Source organism: Arthrobacter livingstonensis, from assembly GCF_003219815.1.
GTDB classification, from domain to species: Bacteria; Actinomycetota; Actinomycetes; order Actinomycetales; family Micrococcaceae; genus Specibacter; species Specibacter livingstonensis.
Genome location: NZ_QJVD01000003.1, coordinates 211454 through 237893, shown reverse-complemented (window position 1 = coordinate 237893; position 26440 = coordinate 211454). Strand labels below are relative to the sequence as shown.

Sequence of the window (26440 nt, the reverse complement as noted above, 5' to 3'; positions counted from 1 at the left end):
GACAGTTCTACTTCGGATTGGTGCGCAGCGCCATGGTGGCGCAAAAACCAAACCGGCCGGCCGGCGTCGTCCTTCAGGCAGCTCGACCATTGGAACCACGGGACACATATGCTGTTAGGGAACCGTCCGCGCATGAATAGGAGCTTCCCATGACCGAGACCCTCACATACCGCCACCTCTTCGGGCCCGGCCCCAGCAACTGCTATCCGGAGGCCATTGCCGCGCTGGGCCACCCGATCCTGGGACACCTTGACCCGCTCTTCATCGAGATCCTGGACCGCGCGTGCGACGGCCTCCGCGAGGTCTGGGGCACCAGGAACGCGCGGACACTGCCGCTGAGCGGCACCGGCTCAGCCGGCATGGAGGCCGCGTTTGTGAACACGGTGGGCAGGGGTGACGTCGCCGTCGTCGCCGTCAACGGGCTCTTTGGCGAGCGCATGTGCGAGGTGGCACGCCGCGCCGGCGCCGAGGTGGTGCGGGTGGACCACGAGTGGGGCCAGCCGATCGACCCCGAGCGCGTCGCCTCCGCCCATCCGGCGCCGAAGGTGATCGCCGCCGTGCACGCCGAAACGTCCACCGGCGTGCTCTCCGACATTGCCGCCCTCGGCAAGCTCAAGGGCGACGCGCTGCTCGTCACCGACGCCGTCACCTCCATCGGCGGCCTGGAACTGCTCGCCGACGACTGGGGCATCGACGTCGGCTACGCCGGCACGCAGAAGTGCCTCGGCGTGGCGCCGGGGCTGGCCCCCTTCACCATTTCCGACGCCGCGTTTGAGCGCCGCATCAAGGACCCGCAGTCCTGGTACCTGGACATCGGCCTGCTCGGCGGCTACGTCGGCGCGGCCAGCGGCAGCAAGCGCACCTACCACCACACGGCCCCCGTCGCCATGATTGCCAGCCTGCAGGCCGGCCTCGGCCACATCCTCAATGAAGGGCTCGACGCCGTCCAGGCACGTCACGCCGCCGCCGGCCTTGCGCTTCAAAACGGCCTGCAGGAGATGGGGCTGGAACTGTTCGCGGCCGAAGGCTGCCGGCTGCCCAGCCTGACCACGGTCCGCGTCCCGTCCGGGGTGGACTCGGCGGCCGTCCGTTCCTACCTGCTGGAGAACTTCAGTCTGGAAATCGGATCCGGGGCCGGCGAGTTCGCCTCCACCGTGTGGCGCATCGGCATGATGGGCCCCAACGCGAACCCGGGCTCCGTGGTGCTGGTGCTGGGGGCGCTGAAGGAGGCCATCGCGAAGGCGTAAGGCAGCCAGGGTGGCCCCAGCCGGCGGCCACCCTGAAGAGCGCGGCAATGCCATGGCCGAAGGGATCGGCAACGACCCCCGGCCAACCCAAATCAGCCTTGGGGAAGCACGCTGGCGATCGATTCACCGGAACGGATGCGCGCCAGGATTTCTGGCTCGGCAAGGTCGGACGCGAGTGCCTTGTCCACAATGGCAGCGGCCTCTGCTGGCGTCAGGACAAGGACCCCGTTGTCATCTGCCATGACCACATCGCCCGGATTCACCGTCACCCCACCGCAGACCACGGGCACGTTGACGGCACTGCCCGCGTCTGCCACTCTTTTCGCTGTCAGCACGCTGGTGCCACGCGCAAAGACGGGCAGGCCGGCGTCGCGCAACTCAACAATGTCCGTGACAACACCGTCCACCACAATGCCGGCGGCACCGGCTGTTTGGGCGGCGCACGCTGTCACAGCCCCAACGGGCGCATGCCTGACGTCGCCGCCGGTTTCGATGACCAAAACGTCTCCGGGACCCACCAATGCCAGGCCCTGGTTTGTTGCGAATGCGTCGGCACCACCTACCCGCACGGTGACGGCACGCCCCACCACATGAACATTCTCCAGCAGGGAGCGGATCCCTGAATCAAGGAAGCCGTCCTCCAGAAAGTGCCCGATGGTCGGAAAGCTGACGGACTGGAGACGCTGGAGAAGGTCAGCATCCAAGGCAACTGTGCCGCTCACGCTTCACCAGCCCCTTCCGCAACCGCAATGCACTGGATTTCGAAGGTGAAGTCCCAGATGCCCACGCACACCGACGTCGTTGCCGGAAGGTTTGAGCCAAACACCTCGGCGTAAATGCGCTCATACTCTTCGCGCTGGTCAAGGCTGGTCAGGTACGTCGTGACATTGACAACCGAATCCAGGCTGGACCCGGCCCCCTCCAGGACCGTTTTCACATTCAACAGCACCTGCCGCACACTGCCGGCGAAGTCTTGCGGCCGGTGGTCCACGCTGGTAATCAGCGGGATTTGGCCGGTCGTGAAGATCAAGCCGTTGGCCTGGACAGCTTGGGAGAAGGGGCCCACGGAATCAGCCAGTCCCGGGAACGTTGCGAAGCGCTTGATGGCTCCGTCCTCCGGCGATGGGCCGGCCACGGCCGCAATGCACTCGATTTCCAGTGCAATGTCCCAAATATCAACGCAACATGACGTGCGGGCCGGCAACCCGGATCTGATGGCACCGGCGTAAATGCCGTTGTATTCAACGAGTTGGTCCGGGTCCGTTAGATACGTGGTCACCTTGGCCAGGTGGTCCATGCTTGAACCCGCTGCGGTCAGCACCGTGTCCAGATTGGCCATGACCTGCCGGACTTTTCCGCCGAAGCTTTCCGGCTGGTCGGCCATGCTGGTGACCGCCGGCGTCTGGCCGGACGTGAACACGAAACCGTTGGCTACGACGGCCTGCGAGTAGGGACCCAACACGGGCGCCATGCCGGGTACGTTGGCAATCCGCTGTATGCCCTCCGAGTCCCCTGCTATGGCGATGCATTGGATTTCAATGGCGTGCTCGCTGTCCGCAACCATCACGGTGGTCCTCGCCGGCAGATTGGAGCCAAACGCGTCAGCATAGATCTCGTTGTACTCGGCAAGCCGGCGGTCCGTGAGAAAGGTGGTCACCTTGACCACGCGGTCCATGCCCGAGCCTGCATCCGACAACGTCCGGGCAAGGTTCGCCAGGGCCTGCCGCACCTCACCCGCAAAGTCGGTTGGCCCCTCCGGGTGGTTTGCCACGTCCGGCACTTGCCCGGAAACAAACACGAATCCATGGGTGATGACGGCTTCAGGGGATGCGCCCGCCGTCAGCAATGCGCCGCCGTTGCTGTCCAATCGCCGAATCATACGGTGACACCCTCTTCATCGACCGGAGCGCCGGTATTCGCAACAGCGGCTTCGTGGTCAACCACATTGATGTTTGAGCGCAGTGTTTCCGTGAGCAGGAGCAGTGCAATAAGCGATACGACAGCCGATCCAATGAGGAACCATGCAACCGACGATCCCTGCCCGGTGGCCTTGAGCAGGGCGGTGGTGACGACGGGGGTGATGGCACTGCCCAGCAGTCCTGCGAGCATGTAGGCGACGGAAAGCCCTGAATACCGGACCCTCGGGCCGAACAGCTCTGCGAGGAAGGTGGCAATGGGGCCGTAGTTGGCACAGAAGGCCGTCATCATCAAGACATAACCGAGGATCAGGCCGGCCACAGTGCGGGTGTCCATGAGCCAAAACAGGGGGAATGACAAGACAATTTCGGCAATCAACCCGCCGATGATGACCGGCTTCCGGCCAAACCTGTCCGACATTTTGCCAAAGACGGGAAGCATCACCAGGCCAACCACACACGCACACAACACAGCCAGCAGCATCGTGTCCGTGGAGAATTTCAGCTCGGTCTTGCCGTAGGTCAGGCCAAATGCCACCAGGACATTGAACGCCGTTCCCGTCGAGACCGTGGCCAACGCGCCGAGGATGACCTGCTTCCAGTATTTGCGCAGCAAATAGAAGAGGGGAATCTTGGCTTTTGCCCCGGCGTCCTTGACTGCCTGGAAAGCGGGGGTCTCTTCAAGCGCGAGGCGAATGTAGAGCCCCACGGCTACCAGCAGGCAGCTGACCAGGAAGGGGATGCGCCAGCCCCATGACAGCAGGGCCTGCTCGGGCATGATCCCGGCAACCAGCAGAAATACCAGGTTGGCGATCAAGGTACCGCCCGGGACACCAATCTGGACAAGGGATCCATAGAACCCCCGCTTTTCCTTGGGCGAGTGTTCAACAACCATCAACACCGCGCCTCCCCACTCTCCGCCGAGAGCCAGGCCCTGAATGATCCGCAAGGTCAGCAACAAAATGGGAGCCGCCACGCCGATGGTCCCGTAGTCGGGAAGCAGGCCAATGGCGAAGGTGGCGGCCCCCATCGTCAGCAGCGAAATAAGGAGCATGGACTTGCGGCCCAGACGGTCTCCAAAGTGGCCGAAGAGCGCAGCGCCGATGATCCGCGCGACGTAGGCCGCGGCAAAGGTGCCGAAGGCCAACATCGTCCCGACGAGGGGGTCGAAGCTTGGGAAGAAGATCTTGTTGAACACGAGGGCTGACGCTGTGGCAAAAAGGAACAGGTCGTACCATTCGACCGTGGTGCCAATGACGCTGGCCACGGCGATTTTGCGCATCTTAATGACCGGACCGGACGACGCCGTACCGCCGGCATCTGGAATATTAGGCATGGGAGGTCTCCAACAAAGGGGCTAGGGGATGAACTCTGCGGTGGACCCACCGCTTGGCTTAAACTCTGGTGTGCGGCCAGTCACATTTCAATGTCATTTCCCACCCGCTTTACCGGCCGAGACTGGGCCTTTGCCCAATTTTTGCTCTCAAGCCGCCACAGCCCTTGGATTTTTCGCTAATTCGGCCACGCAATGGCAATCCTGGCAGCGTCCTCCGGAACCACCAGGTCAAAACCACTGACTTCCTTGAACCTTGCCAGGCGGTTCAGGATGGTGTTGCGGTGGCAAAACAGCTCCGCGGCGGTTTTCGTAACACTGCCCGAGCGCATGAACACCCTCACCGTCTCCTCCATCCGCTGCCGCTCTCCTTCCCGGCATTGCGCCAACTTCAAGTCAAGCTCGCGCTCCAGGTCCAACCCGGCATCGCGAAGCTCTTCACGCGCCAAACGGCGCCAGCCAGACTCGATGGTCAGGGGCCCGGCGTCATTGTCGGTCGACAATTGCGCCAACGCCGCGGCCGTCGCTGCGGCTGCCACAAGGGATCGCAGTCCGGGCACGCCTTGCACCAATCCGCAGGCTGTCGTCGGGACCGTCAACGCCGCGTCCGGCTGCCTGCCACGGGAGTGGGTTCGGCGCACCGGCTGCCAGAACATGAAAGTGACATTGCCGCTCTGGTACATGAAGGGACCCTTCACACGGAACGCAGACACTTCCTTCTGAAGTGCACGCGCCGCCGCACCACTGGCTGCTGCTATGTCAAAGTCCCCGTCAGGATCGACTTCCAAGGCGGAGGCCGCCCTGCCAATCACTTCGATTGTCTGGCCAGCCGGCCCGAACAGCTTGGCAATGAACTCCTGCCGGTAGTTTGATTCCTCTTGTGCCATGCGGACCCTTTCCGCAAGGTAGCTCATATGGGTTTGGGTGGCATATTCGTCAACCACCCGCCACACATGTTCCACCTGGCCAGCCAGCAGCACCGCGTCATCGGTGCTGCAGTGCTCCAACAGGTCCGTCCACACGACGCTGAAATCCAGCCGTATCGCCGTGATCAGCGATTCTGGGGGAATTCCCTGCCGTGCCCTCTTTTCGCCCAGTGACGCCGCGTAGCGAAGTAGCTCACCGCCGGCCGTTCCCTCTGCCAGGCTCTGGGCCAACAGGCGCAGGGACTCCATGGCCGTCTTTCGCACGTCCGCCATGTCAACCATTTCAGTGGAATAGCTCGGGACGCTGGACACGCGCGCCAGGAACCGTTCCACCAGCTCGTCAATCCGTTCGCCCAACTCCCTGACGATCGAACTCCACCGCTCGCTGTTGCCGGCATCCATAAAGTTGTGCATCCGCCCACCTTATCCGTTGAAAACTACAGGGCAAGTCCTTCGTTGCAGGGCTCCTGCAGGATGACCTTGGGGATCCCACTCCCAACGCCAACCCGGAAGGTTGTGTGATTACACAATTTTCTCCCGCATTTACGCGGCACTCCCCCAGTCCATTTAGGTATATCTCCTGACAAAATAGAACGAAGGATGCGGTGACCCCAATCACACGTTCGCCTCTCCCGCTTGGCTTGTGAGCACGTTTAGATTCCATTGGAGCAATTGATCATGGCAACAAATGCCAGCACGCACCAGCCTGCTGCACCAACCGCCGTCAGCGAAAGCGTCACCCGCAAGGTGGCCCTTGCGGCCCTCGTGGGGACTGCGCTGGAGTGGTACGACTTCTTCCTTTTCACCACCGCAGCGGCCCTCGTGTTCAACGCGCAGTTCTTCATCTCGCATGATCCGTTCATTGCGGCCATGGGATCCTTCGCAACGCTGGCCGTCGGCTTCGTTGCACGCCCCATCGGCGGCTTCATCTTCGGCGCCATGGGTGACAAGGTGGGCCGCAAGAAGATCCTCATGATCACGATCATTGGCATCGGCGTGGTCACGGGCCTGATCGGGCTGCTGCCGAACTACATGACCATTGGCGTGGCCGCACCCATACTGCTGGTGGTCCTGCGCATTGTCCAGGGTCTGGCAGTTGGCGGGGAGTGGAGTGGCGCGGTGATCATCGCCGTCGAAAATGCACCGGTCGAGAAGCGCGCCCGCTATGCAGCCCTGCCACAGATTGGTTCCCCGATCGGCACCATCCTCTCCTCCGGCGGCTTCTTCGGCATGCTGTACCTGGTGGGGCAGACCAACTTCGATGCCTGGGGCTGGCGCATTCCGTTCATCGCCGCCATTCCCCTGTTGGCAATTTCCTTGTGGATCCGCGGCCGACTCAGCGAATCACCCGAATTCGCGGCGCTGATGGAATCCGGGGAAACGGAGCATGCCCCCATCCGCGGCGTGCTCACGAACAGCTGGCGCCAGATTCTGGTCGGCATGTGCTCGGCACTGCTCGGCATTGGCGGCTTCTACCTCATCACCAGCTTCGTGGTGTTTTACGGCACGAAAGTACTTCACCTCTCGTATGGCTTGCTACTCATGGGCACGCTCCTAGCCGCTGTCCTGGAGATCGGGGCGCTCGTCTGGGCCGGGCGCATGGGGGAGAAATTTGGCCCCAGCAAGGTCATCCTCTGGGGCGGCATCGCCTCGGCATTAGTCGCAATCCCCGTCTTCCTGGCCATCGACAGCCGCAACCCCGTCCTGGTCGTCGCCGGCATGATGGTCGGGGTTGCCGTCCTCTCCGTGCCGTATGCCGTCTCCGGCGCGGCGTTGACGTCCCTGTTCGCCACGAAGGTCCGCTACACGGGCGTCGCAATCACCTCAAACACGGCAGGGGTCATCTCCGGTTTCGTGCCTCTGATCGCCACGGCACTGGTAGCCGCCAGCCACTCATTTTGGCCCGGCGCCGCCATCCTCGTCGTTATCTCTGTACTCACAGCTCTGTCTGGCATCTTCTTGCCCGCGTTGAGCATCAAGGAAGAAGGAATGAAGCTTTGAGCACCACTACTGCAGGCCACCTGATCGTTGCCCAGCTGGAGCGCGCCGGCGTCAAGCGCGTCTACGGCGTCCCGGGCGAAAGCTACCTGGACGTCCTGGACGGGCTCCACGACTCCTCCATTGAAACCGTGGTGACGCGCCAGGAGGGCGGTGCCGGCTTCATGGCGCTGACCGAAGGCCGGCTGACCGAGCTCCCCGGCGTCGCCATGGTGACCCGCGGGCCAGGCGCCGCCAACGCCTTCATCGCCATCCACACGGCGTACCAGGACGCCACTCCCCTTGTACTGTTTGTGGGGCTGATCCCGGTCGCGGACCGGGGGCGCGAATCCTTCCAGGAGTTCGACATTAACGCCTGGTTCGGCAGCACCGCAAAGAAGGTTCTCACGCTCGACGACGCCGCCTCCGCGGCGCGAGTGGTGGACGACGCCATCTTCACCGCACTCAGCGGGCGGCCCGGCCCCGTAGTGGTGGGCCTGCCCGAGGACGTGCTGGTCCATGCCATCGAGGCCGCCACCGTGGAGCCCCGCCCGGTCTCGCGCCCGGCACCGGCGGTTCCCGCACTGGAGGAACTGGAGGCGCGGCTCGCCACGGCTGCCAAGCCCTTGATCGTGGTGGGCGGCGAAGGCTGGACCCAGGAATCCGGTGATGCGCTGGCCAACTGGGCTGCGGGCCACGGCATCCCCATCCTTTCCGATTTCCGCGCCTACGACGCTGTTCCCCACAGCTCCGATGCCTACGCCGGCTTCCTCGGCTATGGCCGCAGCGACGCCAACGCCGCCCGGCTCGACGCGGCGGACCTGATCCTGTTCATCGGCTGCGTCCGCAGCGACGTCCTCTCCGACGGCTACACGCTGGGGCTCAGCCCTGAAACCATCGTGGCCAATGCCGATGCGGACCTGTTGGGCCACTTTGGCCGCCTGGACCAGCAAATCCTTGCGGACGTGAGCGCATTCTCACTGGCCTTGGCAGCCACGCAGCCACAGCTTGAAAGTGCGGCCGGCTGGTTCTCCGGCGCCCGCGCCGACCAGCTGAAATTTTCCACGGCCCACCCCGACGGCGGTGCCGGCGTGGATCTTGGCGTCGTCATGGAAATCCTCAAGCAGGAGATGGACGACGACGCTATCGTCACCTTTGGTGCCGGGAACCACGCCCTCTGGCCGGCCCGCTACCTGCCCCACAACAGTGCCAACTCGCTGGCCGCCCCGCGCAACGGAGCCATGGGCATGGGCATCCCGGCCGCCGTGGCCGCCTCGCTCGCGTATCCCGGCCGGCAGGTCATCTCCGTGGCCGGGGACGGCTGCTTCATGATGAACGGGCAGGAAATGGCCACGGCAATGGCCTACGGCGCCCCGTTCATCGCCCTGGTGGTGGACAACGGCATCTTCGCCACCATCCGCGAACACCAGGAAAACCATTACCCCGGCCGGCCCTCCGGAACACACATGACCAACCCCGACTTCGCCGCACTGGCCCGCTCCTACGGAGGCTACGGCGAGCGCGTGGAAACTGCCGACGGCTTTGCCGCAGCATTCCGCCGCGCGGTGGAGTCCGGCCTGCCGGCCGTGCTGCACCTGCCGCAGGACCCCACCACCCGTTCCCCCAAAAGCAACTGACTGGAGCCCCTCATGATCATGCTCAGCAACATCATCAATGGCCAGTCCGTGGACGCCGCAAGAACCCTGCCGTTCTTCGACCCCGCCACGGGCGAGCAAATTGGGACGGCCCCTGACAGCGATGCGGCCGCCGTCGACCTCGCGTTTCAGGCGGCGGCCCGCGCCTTCACCAGTTACAGGCGCACGACGCCGGCCGAGCGGCAGGCTCTGCTGTTGCGGTTCGCAGACGCCATCGAGGCCAACGCCGACCGCCTCGTGGACGCCGAGGTGGCCTGCACGGGCAAGCCGCGCGCCGCCACCCGCGAGCTGGAGATCCTGCGCGGCGCCGACCAGCTGCGCTTCTTCGCAGGCGCCTGCCGCGTGGTCTCCGGCACCGCCTCCGCCGAATACGTCCAGGGATTCACCTCCACCATCCGGCGCGAACCGCTGGGCGTCATCGCCCAAATCACGCCCTGGAACTACCCGTTCATGATGGCCATCTGGAAGATCGCTCCGGCCCTGGCCGCCGGCAACACCCTGGTCCTCAAGCCGGCCGACACCACACCGTGGTCCACCGTCATCCTGGGCGAGCTGGCCCAGGACGTGTTCCCGGCCGGCGTCGTGAACATCATTTGCGGCGGGCGCGACGCCGGTGCCGCCATGGTGGACCACGAGATCCCCGAGATGGTCTCCATCACCGGCTCCACCCGCGCCGGCGCGGAGGTCATGTCCTCCGCGTCCAAGACGCTCAAGGACGTCCACCTGGAGCTCGGCGGCAAGGCCCCGGCCATCGTTTTCGCCGACGTCGACATTGCGCGCACCGCCGCCGAGATCGCCCTGGCGGCGTTCTTCAATGCGGGTCAGGACTGCACGGCCGTCACCCGCGTGCTGGTGGAGCAGTCCATCCACGCCGAGTTCGCCGCAGCACTGGCCGCCGCGGCGGACGCCCTGACCGTGGGCGGGGACAAAGCGGACCTCGGCCCGCTCAACAGCGCCGCCCAGCTGGAACGCGTGGAGGGCTTCATCGCCCGCCTGCCGGAGCATGCAAGGGTGCTCGCCGGCGGCAAGCGCACAGGCACCGGCTACCACTTCGCACCCACGGTGATTGACGGCGTCGTCCAAAGCGACGAGGTGGTGTGTGAGGAGATCTTTGGCCCGGTGGTCACCGTGCAGCCCTTCAGCACGGAGGCGGAGGCGGTCGTGCTGGCCAACGGCACCAAGTACGCGCTGGCCTCCAGCGTCTGGTCCGATAACCACGGCGTGGTCACCCGGGTCTCCAACGAGCTCGACTTCGGCTCCGTGTGGATCAACTGCCACCAGGTGATCCCTGCCGAGGCCCCGCACGGCGGCTTCAAGCACTCCGGCACCGGCAAGGTCCTCTCCGTCTACGGGCTCGAGGATTACACGCGCATTAAGTCCGTCACCACCTCCCACCGCTAGGCGCCCCAGTGAAACTCGATCTTTTGTTGCGCAACGCCAACATCATCACCATGGACGGCGAACGCCCGCACGCCAGCTCCCTCGGCATCTGGCAGGGCATGGTCGTGGGCCTGGACGATGACGTCGCCGGCATGGACGCCGCCACGGTCCTGGACCTCGACGGCGCCACCGTCACTCCCGGGTTCATTGACGCCCACTGCCACACCGTCTGGTTCGGCCTGGGGCTGGCCGAACTCGACGTGTCCGGCGCCCACGGCCTTGAGGAACTATATGCGCTGCTGGAAGGCGCCACTTCCGGACCCATGGACGCGGATCCGGCTGCCCCGGCCGGCTGGCTCCTGGCCACCGGCTTTAGCCACCAGCAGCACTCCGGGACGTTCCCGGACATCCGCGAACTGGACCGCATCACCGGCGACCGGCCGTTGTTCATGCGGCACAACTCCGGCCACATGGCCGTGGTGAATACCGCCGCGCTGCGCCTGGCCGGCGCGCATGCCCCCTCATACCGCGACCCCGACGGCGGCGTCATTGTTCGCGACGCTTCCGGCCAGCCCACGGGCCTGGTCCAGGAAACCGCCCAGACCCTCATCCAGGCACTGATCCTGCCGTACTCCATCGAGAACATCGAAACGGCACTTGACCGGGCGACACAACATTACGCGTCCGAAGGGATCACCAGTTTCACGGAAGCCGGTGCCGGTGGCGGCTGGATCGGGCACAGCCCCGTCGAACTCGCGGCCTACCAGCGGGCCGCCGCCACGGGGCGGCTGCATGCGCGCGCACAGGTCATGCCGGTCCTCGACGTGCTCCACGCCCTGGACGGGCACCCCGACGACGGCGGGCAATCCAAGCCGATGGGGCTCGACCTGGGCATCGCCAGCGGTTTTGGCGACAACATGCTTTCCCTTGGTCCCGCCAAGGTATTCCTTGATGGTTCCCTGATGGGTGAAACGGCCGCAGTCAGTGCTGAGTACTGCAGCCACGGGCACAGGGACAATGCGGGCAACGTCGGATATTTCCAGGCCAGCCCGGAGCAGCTGCAGGCGAAAATTGAGTCCGTCTACGCGGCCGGATGGTCGATCGCGGCCCACGCCATTGGCGACCGGGCCGTGGACCTGGCGCTTGAGATCATCGGCACCTGCGACCGTAAATACGGCCGGCATGCCATGCCGAACAGAATTGAGCATGCTTCCCTGACACGGCCCGACCAGCTGGGACGGATGGCTGCGGCAGGCATCGCGGTCACGCCCCAGGCCAGCTTCTTCCTCGACGGCGGGGACGGCATGGCCGTCTCCCTCGGGCCCGACCGCCTGCCCTGGGCCTACCGCGCCTCCTCCTTCCTGGCCGCCGGGGTTACCCTTGCCGGCAGCTCGGACAGGCCCGTGGCCAACGGGAATGTCCTGCGCGGCATGCAGGCCTTCGTGGACCGCACGACCTCCTCCGGAGCGGTATTCGGCAATCCCGACGAACGGCTCACCCCCCGCCAGGCCCTCGCCGCGTACACCACCGGCGCCGCCAGGGCCACCGGGACGGAATCCGTCAAGGGATCGCTGACCACCGGGAAATTCGCCGACTTCACGGTGCTGTCCGGCTCGCCACTCACAGCCAACGACATCGGTGAACTGCAGGTGCTGGCCACCGCTGTGGGCGGCACCTTCAGCTACAACACCCTGTTTTTCCTCAACAAACCGCTCAGCCAGCGTCCCGTGCCGGTGCCAGCCCACGCGTCCTAACGCTTCACTCACCACCCGAAGGGGAGAACCATGACTTCAACTGCCAGCTTCACCGATCAGGACCTTGCCTTCGTCGAGGACTTCCGCACCATGGGCACCTTTGGTGCCACTGGCAACGGCGGTGTTGACCGCCAGGCGGCCAGCGCCCCGGACGGCGAGCAGCGGCACTGGCTTAAGGGCCTGCTGGAAGAACGCGGTTTCACGGTAAAATTCGACCGCGCCGGCAACCAGTGGGGGCTGTACGAGGCCGTGCCGGGAGCACCGTTCGTCGTGGCCGGATCGCACATGGATTCCCAGCCGACCGCCGGACGCTACGACGGCGCCTATGGGGTCCTCGCAGCCGCACACGCAGCCCTTCGCCTAAGAGCCGCTTGGGGCGAAGCCGGTGCCGAGGCACCCAAGTACAACATCGCCGTCGTCAATTGGTTCAACGAGGAAGGCTCCCGCTTCAAGCCTTCCATGATGGGCTCCTCCGTATACACGGGCAAACTTGAGTTGGAAACGGCGCTCGCGACGACGGACGCCGCAGGCATTTCAGTCCGCGACGCCCTGGATGCGATTGGCTGCCGCGGCGACTACGCCGGTCCGGAGGCTGCCTGCTGTGCCGAGATCCACATCGAGCAGGGGCGCAGCATGGAACGTGACGGTGTCACAATTGGCCTGGTGTCCTCGAATTGGGCGGCAAATAAGTACGAATTCGTTGTCCACGGCGAGCAGGCGCACACCGGGTCGACCGTGATCGAGGACCGCAAGGACGCGCTGCTGGGCGCTTCCATGCTGGTGGTGGCTGCCCGCGAGCTGGCCAACCTCTTTCCTGGCGTGCTGCACACTTCGGTGGGGCAGCTGAACGTGTACCCGAACTCGCCGGTTGTTGTGCCGTCCCGTGTGAACCTGCTGCTGGACCTGCGCAGTGCCGACGAGGCAGTTCTGGCCGAGGCCGATTCGCTGCTGCACAGCCGCATTGCGGAGATTGAGGTGCTGGCCAGTGTTTCCGTTGAGCAGCACCACGCGCATTCCTGGCCCGTGACCCCCTACCAGCCCGAGGGCGTGGAGCTCGCGGCAAAGGTGGCCGCGGACCTCGGCCTGTCCAACAAGGCCGTCATGACTCTTGCCGGCCACGACTCAACGAACATGAAGGACATTGTGCCGACCGTGATGCTCTTCGTGCCAAGCGTTGAGGGGATTTCGCACAACGAGCACGAATACACCACCGACGAGGACATTGTGGCCGGACTGGCCATGCTGACAGGAGTGCTTTCGCAGCTCTGCACCGGCGCCCTTGACCCGAACACCACGCACCCCGAAGGTCCCTGATGCTCCCCGAGGCCATCAGCGTACTGGAGAATTCCGAACCCGCGATCCGGCACGAAAGCCTGCTGGCCGATTGCGCCGCCGGGCCTGTCTCCACTGCCGTTGCCGAAATCTTTGCGGCAGCAGCGCGGCCCGGAATGATCTCGCTGGCCGGGGGCAATCCGGATCTCAGCTTTCTGCCCATGCCGGAGCTGGGCAAATCAACGGATGCCATTGTTGCCAACCAGGGCCAGCAGGCGCTGCAATACGGCGCGGGGCAGGGTACGGAGGAGCTTCGGATCCAAATCTGCGAGCTCATGGCCTTGGAAGGAATCATCGGTGCCTCCCCCGGCAACGTCGCAGTCACCATCGGTTCCCAATCAGCCCTGGACACTGTCACCAAAATTCTTTGCAACCCAGGCGACACCATTCTGACCGACGATGCGACATACATGGGCGCGCTCGGTACGTTTGCCGGGTATCAGGCTGATGTGCAACCCGTCAGGACCGATGACGACGGACTGATACCGGAAGAGCTCCAGCTCCGCATTGTCAGTCTCCGGAATGCCGGAAAGCACATCAAATTCCTCTACATCATCCCCAACTTCAACAACCCGTCCGGAATTACACTGGCAGGCAACAGGCGCAACCGGGTGGTGGAGATTTGCAGGGAAGCCAACATCTTCGTGGTGGAAGACAATCCCTACGGCCTGCTGCGCTTTGGCGGAGAAAATCTGCCAGCGCTCCGTGCGTGCTATCCGCTGGACGTGATCTATCTGGGATCGTTCTCAAAGATCTTTGCCCCCGGGCTCAGAATCGGCTGGGCGCTGTTGCCGCCGCACCTGGTACAGAAATTCCTGATCCTCGGAGGCTCAAGCACACTCTGCCCTCCCGCGCTCAGCCAAATGCTCGTCTCGGCCTACCTTCGCGATTATGACTGGCAAGCCCACCTGTCAGTGGCCGTCGGCTCGTACCGGCAACGCCGCGATGCCATGCTCACGGCTCTCGCTGCATGCATGCCCCCAGGAGTCACCTGGACCAGGCCCGACGGCGGCTTCTTTATTTGGCTGACACTTCCGCCGTCGATCGACACCCAGGCCCTGGTCCACCGAGCCTTCGATGCCAATGTTGCCTTCTTCCACGGCGCGGCATTTCTGCCACGAGCCGGGCGATCGAACCAGCTGCGCCTGGCCTTTAGCGCGGTCCCGGCCGGCATGATCGAAGTGGGGATACAACGCCTTTCACGGGTGATCTCCGCAGCGGTCGATACGACGTTCTAGCGAATTTGCCCTCCAGACCTGCCGCCTCTGAGTGTCAGACCCTCCCCCTACCCTGAGACCACCATCACATGATGGCGGAACACAGCGGGAAAAGGGGACACCATGACTCAGCTAACGGACTCACCCAGAACGGCGGGGCCACCGCACTTCACACAGCCGGCACCGCCGCCCCTCCCGGCATCCCTGCCACGAACGACCGCTCATTCGGCTACCCGTGGCAGCCGGAAACGCTGGAGAAGTTCCGCAGGCGCCCGAAGCCCGGCAAGGCGCCGGCGGGCCAACAGCGCACGCCGGCGGCCCCGGCGTCGAACGCCCCGGACGAAAAGCCGGTTCCGCTTGAACATCCCGAGTTCGACGACGACGGCGAGGCTGTGGAGGTCCTGTCGCCATTCGACGGGCTCAGCGACGACATTGTCGCGGACTACCTCAAGCGCATCGGCAGCTTCCCCCTACTGACAGCCTCGGAAGAGGTTGACCTGGCACAGGCCATCGAGGCCGGGCTGCTGGCCGAACACAAAATTGCCGGCAGGCTGATGGAGTCCCGGCGCGAGCTGCACGACCATGAGGCCGTGGCACGGGCGGGCAGTGCCGCGATGGAAACGTTCATGAATTCCAATCTGCGGCTGGTGGTGTCGATCGCCAAGCGGCATTGCGGCCGCGGGATGGAGTTCATCGACCTCATTGCCGAGGGTAACCAAGGGCTGCTGCGGGCCGTTCAGAAGTTTGACTTCACCAAAGGCTTCAAGTTTTCAACCTACGCCACGTGGTGGATCCGGCAGGCAGTCGCCAGGGCACTTGCGGACCAGGGACGGAGCATCCGCCTTCCCGTGCATCTTGCGGAGCAGGTGAACAAGCTCCATGGCGTGGAGACCAAGCTGGCTGCCGCGCTGGACCGGGGTCCCACCGCCGAAGAGCTGGCCACGACGCTTGGCGTGGACGTGGCCATGGTTGCCAAGCTCAAGCGGGTCTCCCGCCCGGTGTTCTCCCTGGATCTGGAGGTGCCGGACGGCCGCGGCGGCACGGAACCGCTCGGCGAGCAGCTATCTGATCCGGACGAGCCCTCCCCCTGCGACGCCCTGGAATTTCGCGCCCGGGCCTCCGCCATTCAGTCAGTCCTGGACACGCTGTCCGAGCGCGAGGCCGGCGTGGTCTCCATGCGCTTTGGCCTGGCGGACGGCCAGGCGAAAACGCTTGAGGAGATCGGCCTGGTCTACGGCGTCACCCGTGAGCGCATCCGGCAGATTGAAAGTAGGACACTCACCAAGCTCCGGCACCCGACGCGGTCGCTTCAGCTGCGCGCGTTTCACGACGCCCCGATTGAAAATGACGAGTGCCTCACCAAAGAGGAAAAGGCCGCCAACGCCGACGCGCCGCCACGCAGAAGTGAAGGTTCATCGCCGCTGGATGCCGGCTTGGGCGCTGCCACACCACTCCACGGGACTTGACCAAGCCCCTCAGGTCAACAGCCTCGCGCAGTTGCGCCCTGTCCCGGTCCGGGATCCGGGGCTATCCTGAGTCCATGAGCACACATCCAGGGCGTGGCGACGAAGAATTCACCCACAATCAACCAGACCTTGACCCGCTGGGCGAGATCTATTCCGAGATGGTGACGCCGGACATTGAGGAAATCAACGAGCACGCCGAACATTTGGACCAGGAAACAGATACTGAGCCCGACCGCCTGTAGCCCTCGCCATGGTCGCTGAGACCAGAAACGGCCCGGGATGTGGATTTGGTGATTTGAGGCTGATAAATCAGCCTCAAATCACAAAATCGACATCCTCAGCGGCAGGGGGCACAAGGCAGGCCCGGTGCGATTCCTTCGCGCCGGGCCTGCCTTGTTGCCGTGTTGCGGTGATGCCGTGTCTTAGTGTGCGGAGGTGGAGATCTGTTCCTGCTTTTGCTTGTTCACGTTCTGCTGGACCTGCGCCAGGCTCTGGGCGACCTTGTTCAGCTGGGTCTTGTACGTGGGCCAGTCGGTGTGCTTGAAGCGGTCCGCGTCCGGGCCCTGCCACTGCACGGAGGTGGCCTTGCCGTCCAAGGTGGAGGTCAGCTGCTGGATCTGGTCCACGGCGTGGCCGATCTTGCTGGCCAAATCTGCCATGTCCTCGGGGTTGTTTCCAATCAAACCAGCCATGATGCACATCCTTATTGTTCAGTGTTCCTCAGTTCAGCTTCCCCGTGATCCGGTGAAGCTCTTGGTAAAAACCTATCCCGGGTACGGCAACCGAGTCGATGGGGCGTCCTGCCCATGCACAACTCCCCATCCCCAACGGGCCTCCGAACCGGGGTATCGTGTTTCCGGCCATCCGCGTAGGGTGAAGAAATGACCAGCAATCCAGGGCAGGAACAGGAAACCACGGAAGGCGCCGAACCACCAACGGCCCCCGCAGCCGCAGTGGACGATCTCTTCAAGCTCATCGTCCCGGAAGCGGATGTGCCTGAAGAGGAAAGGCAACCCGGCAACAAACCCCGCATCACCGGTGACTGAAGCGGCCACCAACCCCTTAGGAAGGACGCGAAATCATGACCGATCACGGCAAAGCATCGATTCCCGACCCCAGCCAGCCAATCCCGGGCCAACCAGCCCCGGGGCAGCCGCCGGTTCCGCCCGACCCCACGCAGCCGACCGACCCCAACCGGCCGACGGATCCCACGGAACCGACTCCCACGCCGCTTCCGCCGGACCCGCTGGACCCTCCGGAGCCCGACGCGCCGCTGCCGCCCATGCCGCCCGCGCCGCCGTTTGGGACACCGGGAAGGGTCGTCTAGCACCGGCCATACAGGGAACCGGCTTCGGCTCAGGAAAAATCTCCATTTCGCCGCAACGTTTCCGCGGGGTGCAACCGCCCCACGGCCGCGCTCGTTGTAGTGTGACTGACACGGCACTGTAGCTGCCGGCCGGCCTGCGGCGAGAGGAGACGGCGTGCCTGCTCAGAGAAAATGGCGCAAGCCGCGGACCGCCGCTGCCCCGGAATCCGCCGTCAACGACGCCCCTGTCCTGCACCTGCCCGGCGCCACGGTTGCCCAGCGGTTGGCGGACGGGGAGCGAACCCTGCCGGCCATCGTCGTCAGTTACAAGGCCGACGCCGCCACGCAGCGTATTGACGCCGGAACGCTTGCGCGGCTGCTCGACGGCGAAGCCGATGTCTTCGAGCTGCAAAATGGCGAAGAAACACGGAATTTACAGGACGGGCTGCCGGAGGGCCTGGAGATTTACGGCACCGGCGGACGGGCCTACCCCGCGGGACCGGGTTGGGCGGCGTCCACCCCCGAGCCCCGGCTGGTGTATCCCGGCACGAACGTGGCCCGGCTCATCGAGGACCTGGCCGCCGATGTCCGAGCCGCCCCTCTACGTATGGAACCCGCAGCGCCCGCACCCCCTAAGGCAGCCGGCACCACGGCCACCGGGACGGTGGGCAGCTTTGCCGCCGATGACAACAGCCGTGCGCTCGTCAGGCTCGCAACCACCGGCCAGCTGGCCTACATCCGCGCGGAGGACCTGCTGCCCGGCGTGCCGCTGGACTGGCTGCTCACGCGCGGCCAGCAGGTCACCGGCCTGCTCGACGAGGAAACGCACACCCTGGACATCCGCGCCCTGCTGCAGCGGCCGGGATCGCCCGTCACCGTGTACGGGTCCGGCGACGTGGCCCTGGCCCGGGTCAAGGCGGCCCGTGCCACCCATGCCGTGGTGACCCTGTGGCCCGACGCCGACTTCCGGATCGGGATCGGGCACATCTCCTCCAACGAGCTCGACGCGGCCGAGGACCTGCTCACCGAGGGCGAGGTGGTGCGCGTGCGGGTGCTGTACGAAAACGGCGCCGTGGTGCTCTCCATGCTGGACGTGGACGACGACGATCCCCACGTCCCAGCCCCGTCCCTCGTTGCAGGCGGACCGCCGTGGCTGGCCCCGGACCGGCCCTACACCAGCATCTTCGCACCGCCCGCGGCGCCCGCTGCCGCCGGGGGAACCGCTTCCGGCTGGCCGCTCGGTGGGACAGGCGGACCGGAAGACGGCACCTCGGGTGAGGAGGCCGGCGTCGTACTGGCGGCGGAAGGGCCTGCGCTGACGGCGTCAGAGCGCAGGACGGCGCTGAAGTCCACGCAGATGGAATTGGAGGCGGCACGACACACCATCGCCGAGCTGCTGGCCGATGCTACCCGGCGCGGGGCCACGGACAAGATCGCGCGGATCTGGCAGGACAGGTATGATGCCGAGCGCGGGAAGGCCGATCTGGAGGCCCGTCGGCACCTCGATGCCGTCCGGCAGCTCGAGGCGTTGAAGGCGGAACTGGCCAGGACCAACGCGAAGCTGGTGGATGCGCGGCAGCGCCGGAGGTCCGCGGCTTCCAGGTCGGAGTCTGCCCCGGCCGTGCTGTTCACCGACCCCATGGAACAGTTCGATCTTGAGCTGCGCAACGAGTGGGCCCGCATGGTTCCCGCCGTGGACAAGGCCGCCGAGCCGCTGGGCGTGTACATGGTGGGCCCGCACTTCCTGGCATCCCTGGCACAGCTGCCAGCACCCCAACGCGCCAAGGCGATGCGCGCCGTCGTCGACCTGGTGGCCGACCGCTCCGGCCCGCTTCGCAACCGCAAGCCGCACGTCCTGCGCGAAAATGAGGGCGCCCACGCACCTGCCCGCATGCGCGGCGACGATGCATGCTGGCGGCTGTATGTGGAGCAGGGCACGGCCGCTGCCCTGCGCCTGCACTACTGGAAGCTCAAGTCCGGCGGCTTCGAGCTCCACGAGGTTGTGCCGCACGACGCCGTGAAGCCATAGGCTGGTTGGATAGTCCGGCCACACCCCCTGCGAAAGGCGTCCCGCCATGTCTTCACCCATCGAACTGGTCCGGCTGCTGGACGACGACGGCACCGAGATCGGCACCGCGGACAAATCACTGGTGCACGGCGACAACACCCCGCTGCACCTGGCCTTTTCCTGCCACCTGCTCGACGGCGCCGGACGCACCCTCGTCACGCGCCGTGCCCTCTCAAAACTGACCTGGCCCGGGGTCTGGACCAACTCGTTTTGCGGGCACCCGGCGCCCGGCGAAACTCTTGAGGACGCTGTGAGGCGGCGGGCCGGCGTCGAACTTAACCTTGAGGTCACCGACATCCGCCCCGCGCTGCCGGACTTCCGCTACCGGGCCGTGGACGCGTCAGGCATCGTGGAGAACGAGATCTGCCCCGTTTTCACCGCGGTCTACACGGGCGACGGCGTTATCTCCCCGAACCCCGACGAGGTCTGCGACTGGGCGTGGGCGGACATGGGGGACCTGGAGGTGTCCGTGGAAGCCACGCCATTTGCGTTTAGCCCCTGGCTGGTCCGCCAGTTCGCCGAAGGAGTCTACACCGGCGAAGTGTTTGGCTGAGCGGTTTCGTGGGCGGCAGGCTGCCTGCGGCGCGGGTCGTCAAGCCGCGCCGGCCACCATGGCGGCGCTTTGCTCCCACAGGCTCAGGGCCAGCGCGGGGTCGTAGGCCAGCCGATTCGCCTTGGCCACCTTGCGCTTGGCATAGAACTCGCCGGGCGTCCAGTCATCGCCAGGCACCGAAGTGGCCAGCCAGACCAGCGTGTCCGCACCCTGCGCCGGGGAGAGCATGAACCGCTGGGCAAAGCTGCCGTACATCAGCTTCGTGATCCAGTTTGACTCGGCGGAAAAACCGCTCGCCACCACGCCCGGGTGGAAGGCCGCCGCGGAAATGCCGTGATCACCGTACCGTCGCTGCAGTTCCCGGGTGAACATGATGTTCTCCAGCTTGGCATTGCCGTAGGCGGCGTTGGCGGAGTACTTCTTCCCGGCGTCGAGGTCGTCAATGTCGAACTTGGCCATGATCCTGTTGGCCTGGCTGGAGGTGTTAATGACCGTGGCCCGGCTGGCCACCAGGCTGTCGATGAGCAGCGTAGTCAGCAGGAACGGGGCCAGGTGGTTGACCTGGAACGTTTTCTCGTGGCCGTCCACGGTTAATTCGCGCCCGGCCATGATGCCCCCGGCGTTGTTGGCCAGCACGTCAATGCGCGGATACTTTTCGGCCAGGGCGGCGGCCAGTTCCCGCACCTGGGCCAGCTCGGTGAAGTCTGTGATGAAGCTGTCCGCCTCCAGCTCGTCCGCAATTGCCTTTGTCTTCGCCGGCGAGCGCCCCACGACCACCAGCCGATCGCCGGGATATGCCAGCATCTTCGCGGCGGCGGCGCCAATGCCATCACTGGCCCCGGTAATAACGATTGTGCGTGCCATGTTTGCTTCCTTAGTCTGCGGCCGGCTGGTGCTGTGCCTTAAACATAGTGCCGGAAGCGGTGGTCGCTTACAGGCCCGCCGTGTTCCTCCTCTCGGGCTTCACTGTCGCTTCACGGCGCTAGTCTGAACCCATCGGCACCATTGGGGGCCGATGACCACCGTGAGGACATTTCAGCCATGACGCAGGACATCGCCAAAACACCATTCACCGTCGACGACGCCCTGGCGTTGGCCACGTAAAAGCATGCCCTCGACGTCGACAAGCTCGGGAAGCCCTACATCCTCCACGTCACCGCAGTGGGCGACGCACTGGCGGATTTCCCCGATGACATCCGGATTGCGGGCTACCTGCACGACGTCATCGAAGACACCGGAACCAGTGCAGAAGACTTGGCGGCTTTGGGCGTTTCCCCAAGGGCCATCGAAATCATTTCCCGGGTATCCCGGAACCTTCATCCGCAGATGGCTGACTACCAAGCTGGCATCCGGTACGTTGCCAAAGACCACGACGCCACCCTCGTGAAGATTGCTGACAATGCCCACAACTCAGATCCGGAACGCGTCGCAAAATTGGCGGAGGGGAATACGGTTCCGTCGCCGCGCTACCGGGAGGCCCGCCGTGCGTTGTACACAGCGGTGCCAGCCAGCGAAATACGGCTGATCCTCAACCGCGTGAACCCCAGCCTGCTGCCGGAGCTTGCCGCGATCGAGGCTTCGGCAGTGTGACTGTTTCGGGCATGGGCCGCGGCACGAATTCCGGGTTAAACGGAGTCCTGAAAATCGAGAACTCAGAAAGTGGACGGAAATGGGCGCAAAGGCGATCTTTTGGTCCAACGTCTGCGTTTTCGATGCGTGGTGCACGCGGCTAGTTTGAGCGGTTGATCATCCGGGCCACTTTTTGTTCCAGGGCCGCGAGCGTCACGTCCGGCAGCACGATGATGCCGTCCAGTTCCTTGCGGGCCCGTTTGAAGGCCGATTGGCGCTCGGCCGGGCTGGCGGCCTCGTTCTCGGCAATGTTAACCAGTTTGCGGGCAGTGCTTAGGCGCTGGCGGTCGGGCTCGCTGAACGCCGTGTCCTTGAGGCGCCGTGCCTCCTTTTCCGCGACGTCGAAAGCGACATCATAGGCGTTGACGGCGTTGCGGTAGTCGTCCCACCTCGCCTTGGACGCAACCTCGGCTGCGGCCACGGGGCGGAGCGCATCGGCGTCGCGCTTGGCCCGCAGGAAGGCCACGGTGAGTGGCTGGCGGACGTCGGTCATCATCGGGAAGTCGATCAGCTTGCCCACGTCGAGTTCGTAGTCGAGCCAGCGGCGGTTAACGGAATCGTGCGCCTCCATGACCCTGGCGACGTCGCTTTCGGTGAAGGCGTCCGGGTCCTTGGCCAGCGTCAGCTGCTGCACCGGGGGAAGTCCGGCGGCCTCCGGGTGCTTGAGCTTGTACATCTCAATCTTTTGCTCATGCCGCCGCTCGGAGGCCTTGGACATGGCCCGGCCCCAACCGCCGACGATTCCCGCCATAGGAAAGGCCAGCCACCAGAAGTGCCCGATGAACTGCCAAAAATCCTGCATGGCTCAATGGTGCCACCGGTCACAGCCGCTGACCAATCCCGCTCCATATGGGTTCACCCCACCAGGAAGTGCCAGCCCAGCCACCACACGAACAACAGCAGCGTGATGCGGGCGGGCCGCGTCGCAAACACGCGGGACAGCAGCTCGCCCAAACCGGCCAGCGCCGCCGGCTTCACATGGGAGACGACCACCAGCGCAACACCCGCCGCCGGAATCAGCGCGTACCCGGCCACCACCAGCACATACATCACGGACTGCGCACCACCCTCAGCAGCGCCCCGCACGCCACCAGCCACAGCCCGGTCATGAACCAGCGGCTGGAATCGCCGTCGAACAACGGCTGCAATAGGTCCGTCAATGGGGGAAACACGGCCGTCTCGTCGGGGGCGAACCTGTCGATGAAGTAGGTGCCCAGTTCCCAAATGCACAGGAAGAGCACGACGCCGGCCCACCAGTAAGCGGCCCGGCGCACCCTGGGTGCCGGGGGTCCCGGCGGCCGGGGAGGGTCGGGCCATGCTACAAGCAGCATCGCAGCGCCCACCAGGCACACCACTGCCGGAATCCCGCTGCTGCCCTCCGGGGCAAGGACTACCACGGCCAGTGAAATGGCCCCCGTTCCCACGGCTATGCCGATCCACAGCCACCGGGGCACCACCCGTGCGCCGCGGTGTTCACCTCGGAGTTCACCGAAAACGGGTTGCCCGGGCTGTACCCCAGCGTGCGGCACCGTGGGGTGCCGCACGCTGAGGTACCGCACATGGCCGGCAATTGCCGCATGCCCGTCAGGTCTGCGCCCCCTGCGCCCCCTCGGCCTGCTGTGCCTGCTGTGCCGCACGGCAGTGTCCACGGCCAGCGCCACCCCGACGGACAGGAAAACGAACGCGTCAACGGGCACGCCGCGGTAAACGTGAAATACGCCGGTGATGAACAGGATCGCCAACCAGGGCGTCGATAGCCACAGCGAGGGCTCCGCGCCGGATGCGGACAGCGTGGCAGGGGCCGGCGTCGGACCACGCGCATGTTCCGCGCGGCGGGCGTCCGGGAGCCGGGAACCGGTGTTCCGGGAAGTGTCCTCCGACTTGCCTGAGTGCGTGCCGCCAGCCATGTGCCCAGTCCACCACCACTACGGCACGGGCGCCAGTGGACGGGCAAATCGCCCAGCACATTCCTACGGCCCTGGGGCAGCAACTCCTTCGCTAAGAAGCCGTCCGCCGTGACCGGGCGTCCCCGGGCCTGATCAGCACGGCCGTGGCCCAGCAGCACCTGCGCAGCATCCTGTCGTTCGTGAACTCCCCGGAACTGGCGAGCCCGGAGGCCTACATCCATTTCACCAAGGGGCTGATGGACATCCACGGGAACGTCTCGGTGCCCGCCACGGAGGAATTCCTGCGCGACTGGCTGAAGGCATTCCACATTTTCATCGCCAAGGTGGTTGGCTCGCAGGGCATCATGCCGTAGCGCTCGCCAGGGACGGTACACCGCTGGGGTGCCGCACCGCGGCACCCCAGCGGTGATCACGGGGCCCGCAGCACGTAGCTCTTCAGGTCCTCCAGGGTCTGAGTCATGTGCTTGTCCATGGCAACCCGGGCCAGCTCGGGCCGGCGCGCGGTGAGGGCCGCCAGAATCGCCGCGTGCATGGCGATGGCATTGGCCTGGATCTCCGGGACGCGGGACGTTTCGGCACGGCGGTCCTGAAGGATGCGGTGCAGCGGCTCAAACAGGACAGCCACAAAGATGTTGCCGGACGCATGCAGGATGATGTCGTGAAAGGCCAGATCGGACTCCACGAAGGCGGTCACGTCATTGGCTGCGTGGGCCTCCCTCATCCGTTCCACCTGGCCGGACAGGCGTTCGAGGTCCCCGTCGGAGATGCGGCTTGCCGCCAGTTCGCAGGCGCCCGTCTCCAACATGCGCCGTAGTTCAATGAGCTGGATGGCCACGGCGGCGTCGTCCTCGCCCTCGGACACCGCCCGGAGCACCGCGTGCAGTGAACCCCAGCTGCTGAACGGATTGACGAACGTCCCCCGGCCCCGCTCGACCCGCAGGATGCGCCGGGCCGCCAGGGTCTTCATGGCCTCGCGGACGGTCATCCGGCTCACTTCATGCTGGGAACTCAGCTCGAGCTCACCAGGGACAATAGAGTCGGGCGGGAACTCGCCGGCTACGATCCGGTCCAGCAAATCATCAGCCACCATGTCGGTCAACGACTTGCGCGCCATGTCTCCCTTTCGTCCCGCCCGTAAAGCTCCAGTTTAGGGGCTTCCGCCGCGCCCGGGGCTGCGCTATCCGGCCGCGCCTCCGGCATCCGTTTGCACAGCCCGTGTGTCTTGTGCCACAATAACATTCAAATGCTAGATGTCAGACATCTTACAAAAGAAACCCCACAACGAGGTGTGAAGAAATGACCCTTGAATCCGAACTCCTGGCCGGGTACCCCGCCGAGGTCAGCGTGCCGGCCGGCACGGTGGCCGCCCAGGTGTCCGCCTCAAACCGGGTGCTTATTGTGCTCGACGACGACCCCACGGGAACCCAGTCGGTGGCCGGGCTGCCCGTGCTGACGCGCTGGGACGTTGCGGACTTCGACTGGGTGTTCGGCCACCGGATCGACGGCGCCGCCGCGAAGGCCGTGTACGTGCTGACCAACACCCGCAGCCTGGATTCCGCCGAGGCCCGGGCCCGAAACCGGGATATCGTGGTCAACGCCCTGGCCGCGGCCCGCACGGCAGGCATCGCGGTGGGCTTCGTGAGCCGCAGCGATTCAACCCTGCGCGGGCACTTCCCCCTGGAACCGGACACCATTGCCGCAACCCTGGCCTCCGAAAACGGCGGCACCGTGGACGGCGTGGTCATCGTCCCGGCCTTCCCCGACGCCGGCCGCATCACCGTGGGCGGCGTCCACTACACACGCGGCGGCCAGGGAACGCTCATCCCGGTGGCCGAGACCGAATTCGCCAGGGATGCCAGCTTCGGCTTCACCAACTCCTCCCTGGCCGCCTACGTGGAGGAAAAATCCGATGGCCGGATTCCCGCCTCCCGCGTCATCTCGATCGACCTTTCCCTGATCCGCCGCGGCACGCCTGGGGCCGGCGCCACCGCCATTGCCGACGCCATCGATTCGGCCGCCAATTCCACACCCATCGTGGTGGACGCCGTCACGGAAAACGACCTGCGGATCCTCGCCCTGGGCCTGGCGGAATCCGAGCGCCGCGGAAAATCCCTCATCTACCGGGTGGGGCCGCCTTTTGTGCGCGCCCGCATTGGCCAGGAGATCCGCGAGCCGCTGTCCGCCGCGGAGATCTTCCACGCCGGCCGTACCGTTCCCGCCGGTTCCGCCCGCGGCGGGCTGATCGTCGTTGGCTCCCACGTCGGCGTCACCACCCGCCAGCTCAAGGCGCTCACCGATGCCCACAGCTCGGCCTACATCGTCGAGATTGACGTGGAAAAGCTGCTGCCCGACGACGGCGCCACCCACGTGTCAGCCGTCGTCGCCGACATCGCGGCCGCGTTGGCGGCGGGCGACGTCATCGTCCACACCAGCCGCCTGCTCATCAAGTCCGAGGACCCCATAGCGAGCCTGAAGATCGCGCGCACCGTCTCGGCCGCCGTCGTCGAGGTGGTCAACCGGACGTTGAAGGCCGCTCCCCCGCGGTTCGTCATCGCCAAGGGCGGCATCACCTCCTCCGACGTGGCCACACACGGCCTGGAAATCCGGCACGCCATTGTGCGCGGACCCATGCTTCCGGGCATCGTTTCGCTGTGGGAACCCGTTGATGGCCCGGCCGCAGGCATCCCGTACATCGTCTTCGCCGGCAATGTGGGCGACGACCAGTCCCTGGTCGACGTCACCCGCAAGCTCAGCAACACGTTCTAAACCCCATT

At 65.3% G+C, this 26440-nt stretch carries 25 protein-coding genes; 15 read left to right on the top strand and 10 right to left on the bottom strand.

The window, feature by feature from the left end:
• Nucleotides 1–149 precede the first annotated feature (149 nt).
• Nucleotides 150–1247, top strand: a complete 1098-nt coding sequence (locus CVV68_RS04655) for a pyridoxal-phosphate-dependent aminotransferase family protein (protein ID WP_110499827.1) — start codon at nucleotides 150–152, stop codon at nucleotides 1245–1247.
• Nucleotides 1248–1339: 92 nt separating this feature from the next.
• Here the strand turns inward: CVV68_RS04655 and CVV68_RS04650 are convergent, their stop codons facing one another.
• The 4 genes from CVV68_RS04650 to CVV68_RS04625 all read right to left on the bottom strand — a co-directional run bounded on the left by CVV68_RS04650 (nucleotide 1340) and on the right by CVV68_RS04625 (nucleotide 5836).
• On the bottom strand, nucleotides 1340–1969 hold the full coding sequence (locus CVV68_RS04650; RefSeq protein WP_245933331.1) for an RraA family protein: 630 nt from the start codon (nucleotides 1967–1969) through the stop codon (nucleotides 1340–1342).
• A complete protein-coding gene (locus CVV68_RS23380; protein WP_211320718.1) occupies nucleotides 1966–3114 on the bottom strand; it encodes a RidA family protein in 1149 nt (382 codons plus the stop codon). Before CVV68_RS23380 ends, CVV68_RS04650 begins: the two co-directional genes overlap by 4 nt.
• Before the next feature lie 8 nt (nucleotides 3115–3122).
• Entirely contained in the window at nucleotides 3123–4499 is a 1377-nt protein-coding gene (locus CVV68_RS04630) for an MFS transporter (RefSeq protein WP_245933330.1), read from the bottom strand.
• Between the two features lie 176 nt (nucleotides 4500–4675).
• A complete protein-coding gene (locus CVV68_RS04625) occupies nucleotides 4676–5836 on the bottom strand; it encodes an RsbRD N-terminal domain-containing protein (protein ID WP_110499826.1) in 1161 nt (386 codons plus the stop codon).
• Between the two features lie 264 nt (nucleotides 5837–6100).
• Between CVV68_RS04625 and CVV68_RS04620 the strand changes: the two genes are divergently transcribed.
• From CVV68_RS04620 to CVV68_RS23375, 8 genes are all read left to right on the top strand, one after another.
• Nucleotides 6101–7423 (top strand): MFS transporter, encoded by a 1323-nt coding sequence (locus tag CVV68_RS04620; RefSeq protein ID WP_110499875.1) that lies wholly within the window; start codon nucleotides 6101–6103, stop codon nucleotides 7421–7423.
• Nucleotides 7420–9036 carry a thiamine pyrophosphate-dependent enzyme gene (locus CVV68_RS04615; protein ID WP_110499825.1) on the top strand — a complete coding sequence of 539 codons (1617 nt, stop codon included), beginning with the start codon at nucleotides 7420–7422 and terminating at the stop codon, nucleotides 9034–9036. Before CVV68_RS04620 ends, CVV68_RS04615 begins: the two co-directional genes overlap by 4 nt.
• 12 nt (nucleotides 9037–9048) lie before the next feature.
• The gene (locus tag CVV68_RS04610; protein WP_110499824.1) at nucleotides 9049–10455 is read left to right on the top strand and encodes a gamma-aminobutyraldehyde dehydrogenase; all 1407 of its coding nucleotides are present in this window, start codon (nucleotides 9049–9051) and stop codon (nucleotides 10453–10455) included.
• 8 nt (nucleotides 10456–10463) lie between these two features.
• Nucleotides 10464–12188: an amidohydrolase gene (locus tag CVV68_RS04605; RefSeq protein WP_110499823.1), complete on the top strand. Its 1725-nt coding sequence runs from the start codon at nucleotides 10464–10466 to the stop codon at nucleotides 12186–12188.
• A 30-nt stretch (nucleotides 12189–12218) separates the two neighbouring features.
• On the top strand, nucleotides 12219–13502 hold the full coding sequence (locus CVV68_RS04600; protein WP_110499822.1) for a M20 family metallo-hydrolase: 1284 nt from the start codon (nucleotides 12219–12221) through the stop codon (nucleotides 13500–13502).
• Nucleotides 13502–14758, top strand: coding sequence for an aminotransferase-like domain-containing protein (locus tag CVV68_RS04595; RefSeq protein WP_110499821.1), 1257 nt, complete (start codon nucleotides 13502–13504; stop codon nucleotides 14756–14758). Before CVV68_RS04600 ends, CVV68_RS04595 begins: the two co-directional genes overlap by 1 nt.
• Before the next feature lie 71 nt (nucleotides 14759–14829).
• Nucleotides 14830–16203 carry a sigma-70 family RNA polymerase sigma factor gene (locus tag CVV68_RS04590; protein WP_211320717.1) on the top strand — a complete coding sequence of 458 codons (1374 nt, stop codon included), beginning with the start codon at nucleotides 14830–14832 and terminating at the stop codon, nucleotides 16201–16203.
• A 74-nt stretch (nucleotides 16204–16277) separates the two neighbouring features.
• Nucleotides 16278–16445 carry a hypothetical protein gene (locus tag CVV68_RS23375; protein ID WP_170133084.1) on the top strand — a complete coding sequence of 56 codons (168 nt, stop codon included), beginning with the start codon at nucleotides 16278–16280 and terminating at the stop codon, nucleotides 16443–16445.
• Nucleotides 16446–16625: 180 nt separating this feature from the next.
• On the opposite strand, the gene CVV68_RS04585 is transcribed toward CVV68_RS23375, so the two are convergent.
• Nucleotides 16626–16895: a WXG100 family type VII secretion target gene (locus CVV68_RS04585; RefSeq protein WP_146238824.1), complete on the bottom strand. Its 270-nt coding sequence runs from the start codon at nucleotides 16893–16895 to the stop codon at nucleotides 16626–16628.
• Nucleotides 16896–17084: 189 nt separating this feature from the next.
• Here CVV68_RS04585 and CVV68_RS23370 point away from each other — a divergent pair, with 189 nt between their 5' ends.
• The 3 genes from CVV68_RS23370 (at nucleotide 17085) to idi (ending at nucleotide 20130) form a co-directional block, all read left to right on the top strand.
• On the top strand, nucleotides 17085–17249 hold the full coding sequence (locus CVV68_RS23370; protein WP_170133083.1) for a hypothetical protein: 165 nt from the start codon (nucleotides 17085–17087) through the stop codon (nucleotides 17247–17249).
• 435 nt (nucleotides 17250–17684) lie between these two features.
• A complete protein-coding gene (locus CVV68_RS04580; RefSeq protein WP_110499818.1) occupies nucleotides 17685–19538 on the top strand; it encodes a S1 domain-containing protein in 1854 nt (617 codons plus the stop codon).
• A gap of 46 nt (nucleotides 19539–19584) precedes the next feature.
• Nucleotides 19585–20130: an isopentenyl-diphosphate Delta-isomerase gene (gene idi, locus CVV68_RS04575; RefSeq protein WP_110499817.1), complete on the top strand. Its 546-nt coding sequence runs from the start codon at nucleotides 19585–19587 to the stop codon at nucleotides 20128–20130.
• 39 nt (nucleotides 20131–20169) lie between these two features.
• On the opposite strand, the gene CVV68_RS04570 is transcribed toward idi, so the two are convergent.
• Complete coding sequence (locus CVV68_RS04570) at nucleotides 20170–20994, bottom strand: SDR family NAD(P)-dependent oxidoreductase (protein ID WP_110499816.1); 825 nt, start codon at nucleotides 20992–20994, stop codon at nucleotides 20170–20172.
• 297 nt (nucleotides 20995–21291) lie between these two features.
• On the opposite strand from CVV68_RS04570, the gene CVV68_RS04565 reads away from it, so the two are divergent.
• On the top strand, nucleotides 21292–21720 hold the full coding sequence (locus CVV68_RS04565; RefSeq protein ID WP_306415683.1) for a phosphohydrolase: 429 nt from the start codon (nucleotides 21292–21294) through the stop codon (nucleotides 21718–21720).
• Nucleotides 21721–21859: 139 nt separating this feature from the next.
• Here the strand turns inward: CVV68_RS04565 and CVV68_RS04560 are convergent, their stop codons facing one another.
• From CVV68_RS04560 to CVV68_RS04550, 3 genes are read right to left on the bottom strand one after another with little or no spacing between them, the layout of a single operon-like run.
• Nucleotides 21860–22561: a hypothetical protein gene (locus CVV68_RS04560; protein ID WP_110499815.1), complete on the bottom strand. Its 702-nt coding sequence runs from the start codon at nucleotides 22559–22561 to the stop codon at nucleotides 21860–21862.
• Between the two features lie 53 nt (nucleotides 22562–22614).
• On the bottom strand, nucleotides 22615–22809 hold the full coding sequence (locus tag CVV68_RS04555) for a DUF6186 family protein (protein WP_110499814.1): 195 nt from the start codon (nucleotides 22807–22809) through the stop codon (nucleotides 22615–22617).
• Complete coding sequence (locus CVV68_RS04550; RefSeq protein WP_110499813.1) at nucleotides 22809–23666, bottom strand: hypothetical protein; 858 nt, start codon at nucleotides 23664–23666, stop codon at nucleotides 22809–22811. The genes CVV68_RS04555 and CVV68_RS04550 overlap by 1 nt, the downstream gene beginning before the upstream one ends.
• A gap of 143 nt (nucleotides 23667–23809) precedes the next feature.
• Here CVV68_RS04550 and CVV68_RS04545 point away from each other — a divergent pair, with 143 nt between their 5' ends.
• Entirely contained in the window at nucleotides 23810–24019 is a 210-nt protein-coding gene (locus tag CVV68_RS04545) for a hypothetical protein (protein WP_110499812.1), read from the top strand.
• Between the two features lie 56 nt (nucleotides 24020–24075).
• On the opposite strand, the gene CVV68_RS04540 is transcribed toward CVV68_RS04545, so the two are convergent.
• Nucleotides 24076–24780 (bottom strand): FadR/GntR family transcriptional regulator, encoded by a 705-nt coding sequence (locus tag CVV68_RS04540; RefSeq protein WP_110499811.1) that lies wholly within the window; start codon nucleotides 24778–24780, stop codon nucleotides 24076–24078.
• A gap of 182 nt (nucleotides 24781–24962) precedes the next feature.
• Between CVV68_RS04540 and CVV68_RS04535 the strand changes: the two genes are divergently transcribed.
• Complete coding sequence (locus CVV68_RS04535; protein WP_110499810.1) at nucleotides 24963–26432, top strand: four-carbon acid sugar kinase family protein; 1470 nt, start codon at nucleotides 24963–24965, stop codon at nucleotides 26430–26432.
• The last annotated feature ends 8 nt before the right edge of the window (nucleotides 26433–26440 follow it).

Coding starts and splice junctions, on each gene's coding strand:
- CVV68_RS04655 (WP_110499827.1), top strand. CDS start 150: ATGACCGAGACCCTCACATACCGCCACCTCTTCGGGCCCGGCCCCAGC.
- CVV68_RS04540 (WP_110499811.1), bottom strand. CDS start 24,780: ATGGCGCGCAAGTCGTTGACCGACATGGTGGCTGATGATTTGCTGGAC.
- CVV68_RS23375 (WP_170133084.1), top strand. CDS start 16,278: ATGAGCACACATCCAGGGCGTGGCGACGAAGAATTCACCCACAATCAA.
- CVV68_RS04555 (WP_110499814.1), bottom strand. CDS start 22,809: ATGTATGTGCTGGTGGTGGCCGGGTACGCGCTGATTCCGGCGGCGGGT.
- CVV68_RS04535 (WP_110499810.1), top strand. CDS start 24,963: ATGACCCTTGAATCCGAACTCCTGGCCGGGTACCCCGCCGAGGTCAGC.
- CVV68_RS04570 (WP_110499816.1), bottom strand. CDS start 20,994: ATGGCACGCACAATCGTTATTACCGGGGCCAGTGATGGCATTGGCGCC.
- CVV68_RS04625 (WP_110499826.1), bottom strand. CDS start 5,836: ATGCACAACTTTATGGATGCCGGCAACAGCGAGCGGTGGAGTTCGATC.
- CVV68_RS04610 (WP_110499824.1), top strand. CDS start 9,049: ATGATCATGCTCAGCAACATCATCAATGGCCAGTCCGTGGACGCCGCA.
- CVV68_RS04585 (WP_146238824.1), bottom strand. CDS start 16,895: ATGGCTGGTTTGATTGGAAACAACCCCGAGGACATGGCAGATTTGGCC.
- CVV68_RS04600 (WP_110499822.1), top strand. CDS start 12,219: ATGACTTCAACTGCCAGCTTCACCGATCAGGACCTTGCCTTCGTCGAG.
- CVV68_RS23370 (WP_170133083.1), top strand. CDS start 17,085: ATGACCAGCAATCCAGGGCAGGAACAGGAAACCACGGAAGGCGCCGAA.
- CVV68_RS04630 (WP_245933330.1), bottom strand. CDS start 4,499: ATGCCTAATATTCCAGATGCCGGCGGTACGGCGTCGTCCGGTCCGGTC.
- CVV68_RS04560 (WP_110499815.1), bottom strand. CDS start 22,561: ATGCAGGATTTTTGGCAGTTCATCGGGCACTTCTGGTGGCTGGCCTTT.
- idi (WP_110499817.1), top strand. CDS start 19,585: ATGTCTTCACCCATCGAACTGGTCCGGCTGCTGGACGACGACGGCACC.
- CVV68_RS04595 (WP_110499821.1), top strand. CDS start 13,502: ATGCTCCCCGAGGCCATCAGCGTACTGGAGAATTCCGAACCCGCGATC.
- CVV68_RS04620 (WP_110499875.1), top strand. CDS start 6,101: ATGGCAACAAATGCCAGCACGCACCAGCCTGCTGCACCAACCGCCGTC.
- CVV68_RS04590 (WP_211320717.1), top strand. CDS start 14,830: ATGGCGGAACACAGCGGGAAAAGGGGACACCATGACTCAGCTAACGGA.
- CVV68_RS04550 (WP_110499813.1), bottom strand. CDS start 23,666: ATGGCTGGCGGCACGCACTCAGGCAAGTCGGAGGACACTTCCCGGAAC.